This window comes from Streptomyces sp. NBC_01261, from assembly GCF_036226385.1.
In the GTDB taxonomy this organism is placed as follows: Bacteria; Actinomycetota; Actinomycetes; order Streptomycetales; family Streptomycetaceae; genus Streptomyces.
On the sequence record NZ_CP108463.1, the window covers coordinates 8,116,758 to 8,131,275 of the forward strand.

Consider the following 14,518-nt stretch of genomic DNA (forward strand, 5'->3'; position numbering starts at 1 on the left):
CCCTTCCGTAAGCCTTCGTCGTGAAGCCTTGGTTGTGTGCCGGAAGCCTTGGTGGTGAGGCAAGCGTGCTGGTCCGGGCCGGCGAACGACAGCGCAACACCGGGATGCGCGGTTCGGCTCATCCGGGGCGATGACCACGTCGTACGTTGAGAGAGTGAGCCACTCTCCCGCAGATCTGCTGATCACCGGCTGCACCGTCCTCGTCCACGACGACCAGGAACGCATCCGCTTCGAGCGGGACGCCGCGATCGTCGTAAGGGACGGGCGCGTCGAGTCGGTGACAAGCGCGGCGGACGTGACGGACGTGGTCGGCTTCGCCGCCGTCGAACGCATCGACGCACGCGGCCAGGTCGCCCTGCCGGGGCTGATCAACTGCCACACCCACGCGCCGATGGTCGCGTTGCGCGGGCTCGCCGAGGACCTGCCCACGGAGGAGTGGTTCAACGACGTCGTGTGGCCCGTCGAGTCCAACCTCACTGAAAAGGACGTGGAGTTGGGGGCGCGGCTCGCCTGTGCCGAGATGATCCGCGCCGGGGTCACCTGCTTCGCCGACCACTACTTCTCCATGGACACGGTGGCGGCCGTCGTCGCCGAGTGCGGGATCCGCGCGCATCTCGGCGAGGCCTGCTTCTCCTCCCAGGGTCCTCAAGGCCGGGAGAAATCAATGGAGTTCGCGCTGCGGCACCGGGACACCACCGACGGCCGCATCACCACCGCCCTCGCCCCGCACGCCCCCTGCACGGTGACCGACGCCGACCTCGCCGCCACCGCCCAACTCGCCCTGGAACACGGTCACCCCGTCCACCTCCACGCCGCCGAGAACCGCGACCGGACCGACACCAGCCTCTCCCGCCACGGCATCACCCCCATCGAAGTCCTCGACCGCGCGGGCCTGTTGGACACCGACCTGCTCATCGCCCACGGCACCGGCATCACCGACCGCGACCTCCCCGTCCTGGAGCGCGCGAGCGGCCGTACGGCAGTGGCCACCGCGCCCCGCGGCTACCTCAAGTTCGCCTGGCCGGACACCACTCCGATCCGTGCCCTGCGTGCCATCGGCGTCCCGGTCGGACTCGCCACGGACGGTGCCGCCTCCAACAACTCCCTCGACGTGTGGGAGTCGATGGCGCTCACGTCGTTGGTCCAGAAGTCCGTCGAAGGTGACCCGCGCCGGCTGACGTCCCGTCAAGCACTGCACCACGCCACGCTCCAGAGTGCGCGGGCGGTCGGACTCGGTGACTCGATCGGGTCCATCGCGCCGGGGCGGCGGGCCGACATCGTCCTCGTCGATCTCACCGGGCCGCACACCCGGCCCGTCCACGATCTCGCGGCCACCCTCGTGCACAGCGCCCGCTCCGCCGACGTGCGCACCACGATCGTCGACGGCCGGGTCCTCATGCGCGACCGCGAGCTGCTCACCCTCGATGTGCCCGCTGTCGTAAGGGAGTTGGAGGAGTAGCTGCCCGCCCTCGTGGACCGGAGCCACGGTCGGCGCATCCAGGAACACGACACCTGAGCCGAGCCTCTACGCTGGGCGCATGGATCTCGCGGACGGCCTTCTCGACCACCCGTACGACGTGTACCGGCGCCTGCGCGACAGCGCCCCCGTACACCGCGTCGCCGGCCCCGACGGCACCCCCGCCTGGCTCGTCACCCGGTACGACGACGTGCGGGCGGCGCTGGCCGATCCGCGGCTCTCGCTGGACAAGAGGCATGCCACGGCCGGGACTTACAAGGGGTTCTCGCTGCCGCCCGCGCTCGACGCGAACCTCCTCAACATGGACCCGCCGGACCACACCCGCATCCGGCGCCTGGTCGGCCGCGCGTTCACCCCGCGCCGGACGGAGCAGCTCCGCAAGCCCATTCGGCGCACCGCCGACCAACTCCTCGACGCGCTGGGGGAGGAGGGCGACACCGACCTCATCGCCTCCTACGCGGCGCCTCTTCCGATCACCGTCATCTGCGACCTGCTCGGCGTGCCCGCCGGTCACCGCCGGGACTTCCGGGTGTGGACCGACACCCTCGTCGCGCCCGCCCCGGGGACACCGCCCGAGGCCGGCAAGCACGCGGTCGTCGCGATGCTCGGCTTCTTCACCCAACTCCTCGCCGACAAACGGGAGGAGCCCGGCGACGATCTTCTCTCCGACCTGATCGCCGTACGCGACGAAGGGGACCGGCTCAGCGAGGACGAGCTGATGTCCCTCGCCTTCCTCATCCTCTTCGCCGGGTACGAGAACACCGTCCAGCTCATCGGCAACGCCGTGCTCGCCCTGCTGCAACACCCCGTGCAGTTGGCCGCGTTGCGTGCGGACCCAGGCCGACTCCCGGCCGCCGTAGAGGAGTTCCTGCGGTACGAAGGGCCCGCGCTGCTCGCCATCCGGCGTTTTCCGGTCGAGGACGTCACCATCGGCGGGGTCACCATTCCCGCCGGGGAGACGGTCTGGGTGTCCGCGTCCGCCGCTAACCGTGACCCGGACCGCTTTCCCGAGCCCGACCGGCTAGACCTCTCCCGTGACACCTCCGGGCATCTCGCGCTCGGGCACGGCATCCACTACTGCCTGGGTGCGCCGCTCGCCCGTGCCGAGACGGAGATCGCGCTGGCCGCGCTGCTGGAGCGGTTCCCGCGGCTGGAGTTGGGAGTGGGGGAGGGCGAGGTGCGGTGGCGGCCTTCGCTGCGCGCCCGGGGACTGCTCGCGCTGCCGGTGACGTACGCGACGAAGTCTCTCTGAACGTCCCCCGACCCGCTGAAGATCTCTCCGAGAAACTTTCCGACGCGGCGATGAGTTCCGGTGCTCCATCCGGTCCACCCCTCAACGGACCGTTGTCACAGGAGGGCCCCATGTCGCTTCCGGAGATCGTCTCGCGTGCGCAGTGGCGCGCGGCGCGCGAGGAACTGCTGGTCAAGGAGAAGGCGGCCACGCGTGCGCGGGACGCGCTCAACGCCGAGCGGCGCGGGCTGCCCATGGTGGAGGTCGACAAGGAGTACCTCTTCGAGGGCGGCGACGGGAAGGCCACCCTGCTCGACCTCTTCGAGGGGCGCGGCCAACTCGTCGTCTACCACTTCATGTTCGCGCCCGAGTGGGACGCGGGCTGCCGCAGCTGCTCGGCGTTCCTCGACCAGATCGGGCATCCCGCTCATCTGAAGGCGCGCGGCACGACGTTCGCCGCCGCGTCGAGGGCGCCGTACACGAAGATCCTGCCGTTCAAGGCGCGGATGGGGTGGACGCTGCCCTGGTACTCGTCCTTCGGCGGGGACTTCAACTGGGACTTCGAGGTCACGTTCGTCGGAGACGGGGAACCCGTCGAGCGGCCGGGCGTCAGCTGCTTCCTGCGGGACCGCGACCGGGTGTTCCACACCTACTCGACCTATGAGCGCGGGCTCGACGGGCTCGGCTCGACCACCACCTTCCTCGATCTGACCGCACTGGGGCGCCAGGAGGAGTGGGAGGAGCCCAACGGGCGCGCGTCGGCGCTCGGGGCGCCCGCCGGCAGCGCACGCGTGCTTTATCACGACGAGTACGAGGACTGATACGGAAAGTACGGAGAAAGTACGCGGCCGGGTGTCGACTATGTCTCAGTACCGTCACTTCCCGAGCCGTTCACCGTACTGTCGGCGTTTAACTCCATGAGGCTTCATGACGGTCTCCCCTACGAGACGTCACGAAGTTCTGCGAGTTCAGCACGACAGGGAGGTAAAAGGTGAACGGGCGAACGGTGCTTGAGAGCTTTCCCGCCGGCGGGCCGCGTGGCTCGTGGCCGGCGGAGGAGTTCGCGCAGGCGCGCCGTCTGGAGGGCCTGCACGCTGAGGTCGTCATGGACATCGCGACCGACGCGTTCCTGGTCATCGTGCGCAGCGGCGACGTCGTGGACGTCGCCGCCTGAGAGATCAGCCCGCCTTCGGGGCGGGCACCTTCACCGTGAACTGGTCCGCCTGGAGCGCGTACAGCTCCGCGTACACCCCGCCGCTCGCGAGCAGCTCGTCGGGCGTCCCCGACTCCACCAGCCGCCCCTGATCCAGGACATGGACCAGATCCGCGTGGCGTACGGACGCCAGCCGGTGCGTGATCAGCACGACCGTCTGCCCGGTGCCGGCCAGGGCGCGGATCTTCTCGAAGACCTCCAGCTCGGCCCGGGCGTCGAGGGCCGCCGTCGGCTCGTCCACGATCAGGATGCGGCCCCGGCGGTAGGCGGCCCGCGCGATCCCCAGCCGCTGCCACTGACCGCCCGACAGCTCGTGCCCGCCGCTGAAGTTCCGGGCCAGCAACGTGTCCAGACCGCGCGGCAGATCCGCGACCACGTCCTGCGCACCGGCCTCGGCGACCGCGTCCGCCACCCGCTCGTCGGTGAGCGGCGCCCCGGACCGCCCGACGGCCACGTTGACGCGGGCGGTGAACGGCCAGCGCTTGAAGTTCTGCGCCACCATCGCGATCCGGTCCGCCAGTTGCTGCCGGTCGGCGCCCGCCGCGTCGACGCCGTCCCACAGGATCCGGCCCCGGTCCGGCCGGTACAGCCCGGCCAGCAGCTTCACCAGGGTCGTCTTGCCGGAGCCGTTCTCGCCGACCAGCGCGATGATCCGGCCGAGCGGGAGGGCTAGGGAGACATCGTCGAGCGCGGGGTGGGTGGTCTCGCCCGGATAGCTGAACGTGACGTTCTCGAAGCGGATCTCCCGCGGCTCCTCGGGCAGCGCCGCCCCGCCGACCGGGATCGCCCACCCGGTCGCCTCCTCGTACAGCTTCTGCAGATCGCCCACGAACAGGGCCTCCTCGTGCAGCTGGTTCACCGCCAGCACGAGCGTGTCCAGGCTCGCGGAACCGGTGCGGATCGCGATCACCGCCGTACCCGCCACCGAGAGCGCCATCGCCCCGGACAGCAGCAGCCCGCCCAGCGTCGCGTACGTCGCCGCCGTCGCGAGGCCCGTCCAGGTCGCCGCGATCAGCCCCGTGCGGGCCGTGAGCCGGGCCAGCCGGGCCTGTTCCGCCTCCGCGCTCTCCGACATCTCGTGGAAGTGGTGCAGCAGGAACGGCCCGACGCCGTGCACGCGGATCTCCGGGGCCGCCTCCGGCTCGGTGAGCAGTGAACCGATGAGGCGGCCGGCGCGGACGTGCTGCACCCAGGTGTGGAACGACTCGTAGTGGCGCCGCGCGTTCGTCAGCGCGCCCCACGCGCTCGGCAGCGTCATCGTCGCCAGCAGCGGGAGCAGCGCCGGGTGCAGTACGGTCAGCACGCCCGCCGCCGCGATCAGCGAGATCAGCGCGTTCATGACGTTCGTCGCGTACGAGATCATGCGGCGGGCCGACATGGCGCCGTACTGCGCGGTGTCCAGCAGCTTGTGGAACGCGTGGTCCTCGATCGCGGCCAGCTCCACGGCCGCCGCCCGCTCCAGATACAGCTCGGTGGCGACGCGTTCCACCTTCGGTTCGAGCCGCCCGGTCGCGTACGTCGACGCGGCCCGCAGCAGCGCGCCCACCAGCATCACCGCGGCCATCGTCACCAGCGCGGGGACGGCACCGCGCAGCCGGTCCGCGATGGCACCGCCGGTGATCAGCCGCCCCAGCACGCTGTTGACCGCGAGCAGACTCACCGCCTGCGTGGCGCCCCGGCACGCCTCGGCGCCCAGCACGACCCGCGCGGCCCGCGGATCGGCCTGCCACGCCAGCCGGAAACTCGACCGCAGCATCGCCGGCAACCGCGTCACCATGGACCGGAAACTCAGCTCCAGGAACGCGTCGTTGTGCTGACTCCACCCCGTGTCATACCGCAAGGGCCCACCAAAGAGCAGCCGCTCCGAAGCGGACGCCTCCCCCGGCCCCGACTCCCCCTGACCCTTGCTCCCCACCGCCGACCTCCCCCGATCGTGGACGAACGGCCACTATCGCGGGGTGGGAGGGGTGCGGGGGAGAGCGCGGGGAGGCGGGGCGGGGACGCGCGGGCGTACGCCGGGAAGCCGGAGCGCCGGCGCCGTACCAATATGCGGCTCCGCCGCGCGGGTGGGTGCGGTGAGGGGCGCCGCCCGTTGAATGCGTGGCGGGGCTGTGTTGGTGTGTGGCTGCGCCGCGCGGGTGGGTGCGGTGAGGGGCGCCGCCCGTTGAATGCGTGGCGGGGCTGTGTTGGTGTGTGGCTGCGCCGCGCGGGCGGGTGCGGTGAGGGGCGCCGCCCGTTGAATGCGAGGCGGGGCTGTGTTGGTGTGTGGCTGCGCCGCGTGACTGTGCGCGAGGAGGGGTGGCGCTCGTCGAGAGCAGGGCGGACCCCTGTCGATGTGCGGCGCGGACGTGCAGGCGCACCGGGAAAACGCCCACTGGCCCGACAGCCGGGCGCAACGCGCCCAAAAGGGGCGCGAGGAACTGCGCGACCAGCCCCCACCGGACCCGCAGACAAAAACGATCCACCCCGGGGAACCACGCGACCAACCCACTGGCCCGCAGACAAAACCGCCCACCCCGGGGAACCACGCGACCAGCCCCCACCGGGCCCGCAGACAAAAACGATCCACCCCAGGGAACTACGCGACCAGCCCCACCGGGCCCGCAGACAAAAACCATCCACCCCGGGAAACTGCGCGTCGAGCCCACCGGCCCCCAGACAAAACCGCCCACCCCGAGGAACTACGCGACCAGCCCCCACCGGACCCGCAGCCTAAAACCACACACCCCGGGGAACAGCGAGATCAACCCCCACCGGACCCGCAGAAAAATCCGCTCAACCCGCGGAGCGCTACGCGCTGATGGGCCGCGACCAAGAAGGCGTAGTCCCCGTAACCCGACACACCGCCAGGTACAACGGAATCGGCGGCGTATACGGCAGCTTCCCGTCCGGCTTGTGAATGAGACCCGGCGCGCGAGGCGAGTCCGGAACCAGCGCCCCGGTCGTGTACCGCGCCGGCGCAGGCCAGTCCAGCGCGTAGTCAGAGTCGGACGGAACGATCCACCACCAGTGCGCTTCGTCGGCGTAGACACAACCGACGCGCGGCAGCCGGGGCAGAACCAGCGGTCCGAAACGCGCGGGCACCGCCACGGCGTCGCAGCCGAGCGGAGCCGTCATGCCCTCGGGAACGGCCAGTCTCCTGGGCGCACCGGGACCGTGCAGCGCACGCCCCAGACGGACCAGCGTGTCGAGACTGAGCACCTGGCCGGGACGAGACCCGCCGCTCACACCCATGCGACCCCCGTACCGAAGTCCCCGAGTCCACCGGATTCCCTGAACCCGCCGGAATCCGCGGATTCCCCGGTCTCCGCGGAGTCCGGGAGGTCGCCGGCGTCCTGGTGTCCCCGGCCCCTGAAGAGACCCGTGGTCTCCTGACCGAGGCCCCCGAAGTGGCCCGCGCCCTCCCGGCCCCGCGTACCGGAGCCGGCCCCACCACGAGCAGGGCCGCTTCCGGTTTCGTGCTCCCGGCCCCCGAAGCCGCCGAGATCCGGACTTCCGAAGTCGCCGGCACCCCCATGCCCGCTGCCGGAGGCACCCCCATGCCCCCGCCCCGGAAATACGCCCAGATCCTCGAAGGTCCCGAAGTGTGCCGTCGCCTCGTCCTCGTCGCCCGAACCGCCCGACGGACCCGGCTTGGGTCGTGCGCCCCAACCCAGGTCGTTGAGCGGTACGGAACTGTCGTGGCCGGGGACCGGGTGGTGGCCGTGCGCCGGGTCCGCCTGCCGCGGCAGGTGGGCCCAGACCAGCAGGCCGGGTCCGTGTTCCTGGGCGCCCCAGGCCCGGCAGAGCCCGTCGATGAGAAGCAGTCCCCTCCCGTGCTCCTCATCAGGCCGCCGCGGCGACGGGCGAGGCTCACCAGGAGCGCAGCCCTCGTCACGGACGGCTATCCGCACCAGGTCGTCGCCATCGTGCAGCTCGCAGACTATGTGGCTGCTCGCGGTGTGCACGATCGCGTTGGTGACCAGCTCGGAGACGACCAGTACCGCCGTGTCGCAGGTGTCCTCGCAGACGGACCAGCCGGACAGCCGGGCCCGCGTCAGGCGTCTCGCCTGGGCCGGGGAACCCGGATGTGCGGCCAGCTCGAACCGGAACCGGCGCTCAGCAGCGGTCCCACCAGGGACGGCTCCCGCGGCGGCACCGAGACCGAGGCGGCCTGCGGCGGCGTCTGTTCCTAAGGGCGCGGACGGAATCACGCTTGCCACTATCGCCCCGCCGTGAACACTTGGCAAGTGTCACTATGAAAAATGCAGAGTGCCGTATGACGGTCTGGACGGTCGTGGCACACTGCTCGCAACAGAAAGTCGCGCGGCGCCAGTTGGAATCTCCGGAGGTCTGTCCCGATCTTCGAATGAGTCTTCGAATGGCGCCGCAGGCCTGTCAGGATTCGGTTCGCCGGGATCGGTACGTCGGGCCGGGATCGGTTCGTAGGTCCGTGAGAACCCTCTCGACGGACTGTACGGACGCATGCGCTGTCAGTACTCAAGCCATTGCTCGGCACTCAAGACCCATTGCTCGGCACTGAAGTCAGTACCCGGTACCCAGCTGTCAGGACTCATCACTCATTCGTGGAGGTGGAGCGTGAGCGAGCCGCGGTCCGCACCGACGGTCGGCCAGGTCGTCCTCGGCCGGCGCCTGCTGGACCTGCGGGAACGCGCGGGACTCAAGCGCGAGGAGGCCGCCCGCGTCCTCCGCGTCGCTCCCGCCACGGTCCGCCGCATGGAGATGGCGGAGGTCTCCCTCAAGATCCCGTACCTCCAGCTCCTCCTGAAGTCCTACGGCGTCTCCGACGAGGAGGCCGAGGCCTTCGTCCAGCTCGCCGAGGAGGCCAACCGGCCCGGCTGGTGGCAGCGCTTCCACGACATCCTGCCCGGCTGGTTCTCGATGCACGTCAGCCTGGAGGGCGCAGCCGCGCTCATCAGGTCGTACGAACCGCACTTCGTGCCCGGACTGCTGCAGACCGAGGACTACGCGCGCGGGGTGCTGAAGTCCGGTGCCATCGGCCAGACCGAGCCCGACGACATCGAGCGCCACGTCGATCTGCGCATGCAGCGCCAGGGCCTGCTCACCCGTCCCGACGCGCCCCGCTTCTGGGCCGTCATGGACGAGACCGCCCTGCGCCGCCCGGTCGGCGGCCCCGAGGTGATGCGTGCCCAGATCGACAAACTGCTCGACGCCACGAAGCTGCCCAACGTGACCCTGCAGGTCGCCCCGTTCTCCTCGGGGCCGCACCCGGGCACGTACGGGCCCTTCGTGCTGTTCCGATTTGCCATGTCAGAACTGCCGGACATGGTCTACAGCGAGTACCTGACCGGCGCCGTCTATCTGGACTCGCGCGAAGAGGTGGGGACCCACCTTGAGGTCATGGACCGCATGGCGGCGCAGGCCGCTACGGCACATCGCACGAAGGAGATCCTCAAGGATCTCCGCAAGGAGCTGTGAATGGATCGCATCAAGCCGCGTATGAGCGTCTACAACGGTATGCCCGCGCGGGACTTGGGAAGCGAAGGCTGGCACAAGCCGTGGAGCGGCGGCAACGGCGGCAACTGCCTGGAGGCGATGAAGCTCGCCGACGGCCGGATCGCCGTCCGCCAGTCCACCGACCCGGACGGGCCGGCCCTGATCTACACGACCGACGAGATGACGGCCTTCATCGAGGGGGCGAAGGCGGGCGAGGCTGATTTCCTGCTCTCCTGACGGACCCGTGCTGAATGCTTTTTCCTTACCGAACCTCCTTATTTTGGTACTGACTTGATCACATATCGCCGCACCATCCTCTGTACGACCTTATGGAGCACGCCATGACCGTGCGGCCCACCGACAGGATCGACGAGACCGTCGAGATCGACACCAGCAGACCCCACCCGGCCCGCATCTACGACTGGTACCTCGGCGGCAAGGACAACTACCCCGTCGACGCGGAGATGGGCCGCCAGATGCTCGCCCTCGACCCGAGGGTGCCGGTCATGGCACGTGTCAACCGCGCGTTCGCACACCGGGCCACCCGCTGGCTCACCGAGCACGGCGTACGGCAGTTCCTGGACATCGGCACCGGCATCCCGACCGAGCCGAACCTGCACCGGGTCGCGCAGGCCGTCGCGCCCGAGGCGCGTGTCGTCTACTGCGACAACGACCCGGTCGCGCCGGCTCATGCGGCGGCCCTGCTGCACGGCACACCCCAGGGTGCGACCGAGTATCTGCGGGCCGACGTGCGCGAGCCGGACGTGATCATCGAGGGCGCTCGGCAGGTCCTCGACCTCACCCGGCCCGTCGCCCTGTCCCTCGTCGCGCTGCTGCACCTCGTCCCCGACGAGGACGGCGCGCACGAGCTGGTCGACGGCCTGCTGTCCCAACTCCCCACCGGCAGCTACCTGATGATGACCCACGCCACCGCCGACTTCACCTCGGAGGAGTCGACGGCGGCGGTCGAGCAGCTCACGGCGGCGGGCAGCACCGTGGCCCTCCGCTCCCGCACCGGCTTCGCACGCTTCTTCGCCGGCCTCGACCTGGTCGAGCCGGGGGTGGCGGTGGTCGACCGGTGGCATCCTGAACTGGGCGAACCGGTACCGGGCCAGGACGACGGCACGATTCCCGGCTACGGGGCGGTGGGCCGCAAACCCTGAGGTCCTTGGCGTGCTGTTTCAGAACCACGAGAGCATGCGTCGTGGCGCGTCCACCAGCCGGCTGACGGCGACCACCGGCAACGGCGGTTGCTCCAGCCGGCCCGGGCCCGTACCGAGGCTCAGCGCGTAGTAGATCTGCTCGATCGACGGCGGTCCGACGGCGAGATTCCGCCGGACCGCCCGCGCCGACGACGCCTCCCCGGTCCGCACGAGATACGCCGCCGCCATCGTCCCCGTCCGACCCACCCCCGCACCGCAGTGCACGAACACCGGCCCGCCCGCCGACGCTACGACATCGAGAAACCGCCCCACCTGCGCCGGAGTTGGCGTCTGCCCGTCCCGAATGGGCAGCCGTACGACGTCCAGCCCGGCCCTGCCCGGTTCGGCGAGCCGCGCCGCGCTCAGGTCCTCCGCCCGCAGATCCACGACCGTGGTGAAGCCGAGGCGGGCCAACTCCCGGTAACCGCCGGGCGAGGGAGCGGCACCCCGCCACAACTTCCCGTCGGTGTCGACGGGTTGGAAGTGGTGGATGCCCTGCACGGCACGGGTACCCGGAGGCGCCGGGGTCTCCTCGCGCGCCCAGTACGACAACGCGAGGATGCCCAGCGCGCCGGTGGCCCACAGGGCGACATAGCCGAGGGCGACGGCGAGAATCAGCCTCATCGCGCGTCTGGGCAGGCGGAGTTGGGGCGAAGGTGCGAGAACGGTTGCCATGGGCGACCCGGGGTGCTCGGGGACGGGGGCGCCTTGGCATCGTACGTCCGGATTGCGTGTGGGGTCAGTCGTCGTCCGCGTCCGTGTCGCCCATGCCCATCACCGTGAGGTGGGCGCGGTCGAGGGCCGCGTCCTCCAGACAGCCGCGCAGCCGCATACGGTCGTGTTCGGCGAGCGCGGGCCGTACGACCCCGGCGAACATGCCGTCGCCGAGGCTGCCGAGCGTGGCGTGGTTCAGCGGCACGGAGGTGGAGTCCCGGCAGCGCTCCCAGACCTGTTGGGCGGCGAGCGCCTGCCGTTCGGCGGTCATGTCCCCGCCCCGCACGTCGACTTGGACGAGCACCGAGGTCGCCTCGGAGCCGCTCGCGCTCTGCTCCCGGGTCTGGGTGAGATCGGCGAGCCCGACGACCAGCGCGGCGAGCAGCGCGGCTCCGACGACACCGACGACGGCCGTGCGGGCGACGCGGCCCCTGGAACGCCGGCCCAGCGCGGGCCGGTCCTCCAACTCGCCCACCAGCGCGCCTGGTTCGGGGGCCGCGAGGACGGCGAGGCGTCCCGCGAGGCGCCGTTCGGCCGGGCGCCCGGTCGCGGTGGCGATCCGCTGGACCACCCAGGCCAGCCCGGACAGCAGCACCCCGGTGACCATGAGGACGGGCACGAAGACGTACGTACGGTCGGCGGTGTCCTCCTCCAACCAGCGGAAGCGGGCGCCCTCGCGCTCGACGGACCCCTGTCGCAGCCGGGCCAGCACGTCTTTCTGACGTGACGTCAACTCTCGTTGCCTGGCGTCGCTTTCCTTCACCCGTTCCTCGATCCGGGTGAGCCGGGCGAGCAACACGATGCCGAGCAGCATGACTTCGACGACCAGCAGCAGGATTCCGCACAGGATGGCGCGCTGCCACTGCCAGCGGTACAGGTAGACGATGAGATAGGTCCCCGCTCCGGCGGCGGCCAGGCTCCCGAAGACGTACGCGATCCGCCTCATCGGCCGTCCCCTGTCCGTTCGTCGCCCGTCCGTACCTCTCCCGTCCGTACCTCACCGGTGGTGCCGTCGACGGCGACGCGCGAACCGGGCGGGAAGCGCTGTACGGCGTCGGTCGCGCCGACCACGGTGGGCAAACCGAACTCCCGTGCCAGCAGCGCGAGATGGGACAACGGGCTGCCGGTCTGGGCGACCAGCGCGGTGAGTTCGGGGAGGAGCGGGGCGAGCGCGGGGTCGAGGGTGCGGACGACGAGCACGGCGTCGGAGGGGCGTGGCCCGGTCCCGTCCCAGACGGTCCCGACGGCCCGCCCGCCGGACACTCCCCGGCCGTCGTCGTCGCCCTTGCCGTCGGTGCCGGTGCGTTCGGCGACCACCGTGCCCTCCGCCGTCAGTCGGAAGGCGTCCGGCAACGGCGGCGACTCGGCCTGCGGCACGCGCGCGTGGAGATCACCGGGCAGGGGTTCGCCATCGAGTACGGCGGCCAACTCCGGCCAGCGCAGCAGCCCTGCGCGGTCTGCGGTGGCCAAGCCGAGCCGGTGCGCGGCCTCTCGCACGAGCCGTACCTGTAGCTCCTGGACCCAGCGGATGCGGAGGCGGAGGGATTCTCTTGGGGGGAGGGCGGGAGTGCGGGCGGCGGTGAGGGGGGTGGGGGAGTGGTGGCTTGTGGGCGTGGGCGTGGGTGTCGGCGAAGGAGAGGGGGAGGGGGAAATTGAGGGTGAGGGTGAGGGGTCGTTGGTGTCAGGGGCCGACGTGAACGCGGAACCCGGTACCGAGTCTGCGTGGATGCCCCGCGGCCAGCGTCCGCGCCCCCGCAGGTTCGGTGCCGTGAGCGCCAGCACGGTCGGCGCTACGGTGGCTGCCTGCTCGTCCGGGATGCCCAGGGACCGCGTCTCCGCGAGGGCGGTCAGGGCCGCGCCCGCTGCCGTACGGGACCTGGGCGGCTCGTGCAACAGGGCGCCCGCGAGGGCCTCTTGAGCGTGCAGGGAGACCAAGGCGCCGCGAGTCCAGCGGAGTTGGGCGGCCAGGTCGGGGCCGGGGAGTTCGCCGGGGGCCGGGACCTGAGCGAGTCGGCGGTCGATGTCCGCCACGAGGTCCGCGGCCAACCCGGGCAGCGCCGCGGTGAGTCGGCCGACCCGCCAGGCCGCGCCGAGCCGCCGTGCTCCCGGCGCCGGGTTGAGGAGGGCGAGCCACCGGCGCCTGGGCGGGGCCGCGCCGAGCAGCCGTAGATCGGCCGCGGCCCATCCGCCGACCGTCGTGACGACCGGCACCGTCCGCAGCAGCCGACGCGGCGCGCTGCCCGCGATGTCGAGTGCGGCGGTCAGCCCACGGGCCATCGGTGTGACCCACAAGTCTTCCTCCAGCGGCTGGAGTTGGCTCGGCAGCGTCTCCGCGACCGGTCCAGGCCCGAGCAGCCGTGCCCCACGCGTCGGCCGTGCGGCCATGGCGGTGATCGGTCGGCTCTGGAACAACCACAGCCGCTCGCCCCCGACTGTGTTGTGGTGCCCGCCCCCGACCTCGGCCCTGACTTCGTCCCGGGCGAACCCGAACTCGATGTCCTGCGGCCCCCCGAACACCTGCCGTGCCCGGCGCGCGAGCCGGGCCAGCCGCCGTAGTTCGGAGGGGGTGAGCAGCGAGTCGGCGGTCGGCGGCTCGGTGCGGAGCAGTCGGCCTCGACGGCTCAACCAGTAGTTGGTGCCCGCCTGTTCACCGCTGACCAGGCTGTCCGGACCGCCGCGGACCGCACTCACCAGCATCCGGTCGGCACGCCCCTCGACGGGGTCGGCACCGAACATCACCCCGCCGACCCGCGCCGTCAGCATCGGCTGCACCAGCACCGCCATCGGCGCGCTGGACCCGTCGGGCCGGTGTGCCGAATCGAGCACGGTCCGCACGGCCGTACAGAAGTCGGACCACCCGCGCACATCGAGCACGGAAGCGAACTGCCCCGCCAGGGACGACTGTTCGGTGTCCTCCTGCGGCGAGGAGGACCGTACGACGAGGGGCCGCGCGCCGGAGTCGGAGAGGTCCCGCCAGGCGCGGCGCAGGGCGGCGGGGTCGTCGCCCGCGCCCTCGGGGATCACGAACCCGGAAAGCACGGGCAGTCCGGCCCGGGCCGCGCGGGCGAGGTTCGCCGCCTTGGAACCGGCGAACAGGGGCTGTATCGCCGTGAGTTGGTCGAGGGGGACGGCGGCGTCCGGGCGGTACGCCCCCGCCGCCTCCCGCGCGTCCTCGCCATGACGTTCGTCGAGCGTCGTCATCAACACCCTCCAGGACCGACCGC

At 71.3% G+C, this 14,518-nt stretch carries 12 protein-coding genes and 1 pseudogene; 7 read left to right on the forward strand and 6 right to left on the reverse strand.

Going from position 1 to position 14,518, the window contains the following annotated elements; all coding sequences use genetic code 11:
* The first annotated feature begins 130 nt into the window (after positions 1-130).
* From OG226_RS36195 to OG226_RS36210, 4 genes are all read left to right on the forward strand, one after another.
* Positions 131-1,459, forward strand: coding sequence for an amidohydrolase (locus OG226_RS36195; protein ID WP_443066937.1), 1,329 nt, complete (start codon positions 131-133; stop codon positions 1,457-1,459).
* A 79-nt stretch (positions 1,460-1,538) separates the two neighbouring features.
* Entirely contained in the window at positions 1,539-2,729 is a 1,191-nt protein-coding gene (locus OG226_RS36200) for a cytochrome P450 family protein (protein WP_328684003.1), read from the forward strand.
* A 110-nt stretch (positions 2,730-2,839) separates the two neighbouring features.
* Positions 2,840-3,529 carry a DUF899 domain-containing protein gene (locus tag OG226_RS36205; RefSeq protein ID WP_329351196.1) on the forward strand — a complete coding sequence of 230 codons (690 nt, stop codon included), beginning with the start codon at positions 2,840-2,842 and terminating at the stop codon, positions 3,527-3,529.
* A 170-nt stretch (positions 3,530-3,699) separates the two neighbouring features.
* Positions 3,700-3,882 (forward strand): hypothetical protein, encoded by a 183-nt coding sequence (locus OG226_RS36210; protein WP_328684005.1) that lies wholly within the window; start codon positions 3,700-3,702, stop codon positions 3,880-3,882.
* A gap of 4 nt (positions 3,883-3,886) precedes the next feature.
* On the opposite strand, the gene OG226_RS36215 is transcribed toward OG226_RS36210, so the two are convergent.
* The 3 genes and pseudogenes from OG226_RS36215 to OG226_RS36225 form a co-directional block, all read right to left on the reverse strand.
* Positions 3,887-5,698, reverse strand: coding sequence for an ABC transporter ATP-binding protein (locus OG226_RS36215; RefSeq protein ID WP_329353616.1), 1,812 nt, complete (start codon positions 5,696-5,698; stop codon positions 3,887-3,889).
* Between the two features lie 1,013 nt (positions 5,699-6,711).
* Positions 6,712-7,155: a hypothetical protein gene (locus OG226_RS36220; RefSeq protein WP_327404868.1), complete on the reverse strand. Its 444-nt coding sequence runs from the start codon at positions 7,153-7,155 to the stop codon at positions 6,712-6,714.
* A 359-nt stretch (positions 7,156-7,514) separates the two neighbouring features.
* Positions 7,515-8,123 (reverse strand): annotated as a pseudogene (locus OG226_RS36225) (ATP-binding protein); the annotation flags it as partial.
* 376 nt (positions 8,124-8,499) lie between these two features.
* On the opposite strand from OG226_RS36225, the gene OG226_RS36230 reads away from it, so the two are divergent.
* The 3 genes from OG226_RS36230 to OG226_RS36240 all read left to right on the forward strand — a co-directional run bounded on the left by OG226_RS36230 (position 8,500) and on the right by OG226_RS36240 (position 10,541).
* On the forward strand, positions 8,500-9,360 hold the full coding sequence (locus OG226_RS36230; protein WP_328684006.1) for a helix-turn-helix domain-containing protein: 861 nt from the start codon (positions 8,500-8,502) through the stop codon (positions 9,358-9,360).
* On the forward strand, positions 9,361-9,615 hold the full coding sequence (locus OG226_RS36235) for a DUF397 domain-containing protein (protein WP_019060458.1): 255 nt from the start codon (positions 9,361-9,363) through the stop codon (positions 9,613-9,615).
* A gap of 104 nt (positions 9,616-9,719) precedes the next feature.
* Complete coding sequence (locus tag OG226_RS36240; protein WP_328684007.1) at positions 9,720-10,541, forward strand: SAM-dependent methyltransferase; 822 nt, start codon at positions 9,720-9,722, stop codon at positions 10,539-10,541.
* Positions 10,542-10,559: 18 nt separating this feature from the next.
* Here the strand turns inward: OG226_RS36240 and OG226_RS36245 are convergent, their stop codons facing one another.
* From OG226_RS36245 to OG226_RS36255, 3 genes are all read right to left on the reverse strand, one after another.
* The gene (locus OG226_RS36245) at positions 10,560-11,204 is read right to left on the reverse strand and encodes a protein-tyrosine phosphatase family protein (protein WP_329351197.1); all 645 of its coding nucleotides are present in this window, start codon (positions 11,202-11,204) and stop codon (positions 10,560-10,562) included.
* 115 nt (positions 11,205-11,319) lie between these two features.
* Positions 11,320-12,240 carry a hypothetical protein gene (locus OG226_RS36250; protein WP_329351198.1) on the reverse strand — a complete coding sequence of 307 codons (921 nt, stop codon included), beginning with the start codon at positions 12,238-12,240 and terminating at the stop codon, positions 11,320-11,322.
* Entirely contained in the window at positions 12,237-14,495 is a 2,259-nt protein-coding gene (locus tag OG226_RS36255) for a PEP/pyruvate-binding domain-containing protein (RefSeq protein WP_329351199.1), read from the reverse strand. The genes OG226_RS36250 and OG226_RS36255 overlap by 4 nt, the downstream gene beginning before the upstream one ends.
* Positions 14,496-14,518: the final 23 nt, after the last annotated feature.

Coding starts and splice junctions, on each gene's coding strand:
- OG226_RS36195 (WP_443066937.1), top strand. CDS start 131: ATGACCACGTCGTACGTTGAGAGAGTGAGCCACTCTCCCGCAGATCTG.
- OG226_RS36200 (WP_328684003.1), top strand. CDS start 1,539: ATGGATCTCGCGGACGGCCTTCTCGACCACCCGTACGACGTGTACCGG.
- OG226_RS36205 (WP_329351196.1), top strand. CDS start 2,840: ATGTCGCTTCCGGAGATCGTCTCGCGTGCGCAGTGGCGCGCGGCGCGC.
- OG226_RS36215 (WP_329353616.1), bottom strand. CDS start 5,698: ATGGTGACGCGGTTGCCGGCGATGCTGCGGTCGAGTTTCCGGCTGGCG.
- OG226_RS36220 (WP_327404868.1), bottom strand. CDS start 7,155: ATGGGTGTGAGCGGCGGGTCTCGTCCCGGCCAGGTGCTCAGTCTCGAC.
- OG226_RS36235 (WP_019060458.1), top strand. CDS start 9,361: ATGGATCGCATCAAGCCGCGTATGAGCGTCTACAACGGTATGCCCGCG.
- OG226_RS36240 (WP_328684007.1), top strand. CDS start 9,720: ATGACCGTGCGGCCCACCGACAGGATCGACGAGACCGTCGAGATCGAC.
- OG226_RS36245 (WP_329351197.1), bottom strand. CDS start 11,204: ATGAGGCTGATTCTCGCCGTCGCCCTCGGCTATGTCGCCCTGTGGGCC.
- OG226_RS36250 (WP_329351198.1), bottom strand. CDS start 12,240: ATGAGGCGGATCGCGTACGTCTTCGGGAGCCTGGCCGCCGCCGGAGCG.
- OG226_RS36255 (WP_329351199.1), bottom strand. CDS start 14,495: ATGACGACGCTCGACGAACGTCATGGCGAGGACGCGCGGGAGGCGGCG.